Source organism: Variovorax beijingensis (assembly GCF_003951285.1).
GTDB classification, from domain to species: Bacteria; Pseudomonadota; Gammaproteobacteria; order Burkholderiales; family Burkholderiaceae_C; genus Variovorax; species Variovorax beijingensis.
Window position 1 is genome coordinate 1 of the sequence record NZ_RXFQ01000078.1, and the last position, 1,169, is coordinate 1,169.

At 60.1% G+C, this 1,169-nt stretch carries 1 protein-coding gene; it reads right to left on the bottom strand.

All coding sequences use genetic code 11. From position 1 onward, the window contains the following. Positions 1-2 precede the first annotated feature (2 nt). The gene (locus EJO66_RS32475; protein ID WP_124957798.1) at positions 3-1,100 is read right to left on the bottom strand and encodes an IS630 family transposase; all 1,098 of its coding nucleotides are present in this window, start codon (positions 1,098-1,100) and stop codon (positions 3-5) included. Between the last annotated feature and the right edge of the window lie 69 nt (positions 1,101-1,169).

Consider the following 1,169-nt stretch of genomic DNA (forward strand, 5'->3'; position numbering starts at 1 on the left):
GGCTAGTGTCCTGTCCCAGTAATTCGCCCGCAGAGTCGGGCGAGTTTTTCAAGGATTGAATCGGCAGTGGCGGTCCAGGAGAACGGCTTGCAGTTTTCGTTGTATTGGCTGACGAAGCTATCGATCTTGCCGGTCAGTTCCTTGACGCTCTTGAACGAGCCACGCCGGATCGCCTTGTCGGTGATGATGCCGAAGAAGCGCTCGACCTGATTGAGCCAACTGGAATAGGTCGGCACAAAGTGCATATGCCAGCGTGGGCGCTGCGCCAGCCACGCGCGCACCTTCGGATGCTTGTGGCTCGCGTAGTTGTCCACGACGCAATGCACGTCCAGATCTTGCGGCACGGCCTTATCGATCTCGCGCAGGAAGGACAGGAACTCTTGGTGGCGGTGGCGCGGCTTGCAACTGGCAAGCACTTCCCCATTGAGCACGTTCAGCGCCGCAAAAAGCGTGGTCGTGCCATGACGCACGTAGTCATGAGTGACTCCCTCCACGTAGCCCAGCCCCATCGGCAGCATCGGTTGCGTGCGCTCCAGCGCCTGGCACTGGCTCTTCTCGTCCACACACAGCACCAGAGCGTTCTCGGGTGGATTCAGATACAACCCCACCACGTCGCGCAGCTTCTCAATGAACAGCGCATCGGTGGACAGCTTGAAGCTCTCTACTCGATGCGGCTTGATCTGAAAGGCTTGCAGGTAGCGCGCGACAGTGCTCTTGCTGATACCCGTTTCGCCCGCCAGTGTGCGTGTGCTCCAGTGTGTCGAGCCGTCAGCCGGCTTGCTGTGCAACGTCTTGTTGATCAACTCGGCAACCCGCTCGTCGCCCACCGTTCGCGGACGGCCAGGGCGAAGCTCGTCATATAGCCCCGGCAGCCGATCGCGTGCATAGCGGCCACGCCACTTCGTCACCGTGGCTCGGTTGATCCCCAGCGCTTGCGCAACGTCGGTGCTGGCCTTGTCTTCGCCTTCACAGGCCAACACGATTCGCGCACGCAACGCCAATGCGGCCGGCAGTGAACGCGATCTGGCCATCGAGGCCAGTTCTGCTCGCTCGCCTTCGGTCAGGCTGATGGTAGTCGTGCGTGTGTATGCGTTGGGCATGAGACATCTCCAAGGATGCCTCATCCCAAGCAGTTCTTATGCCTATGAATTAACGGGACAGGACACTAG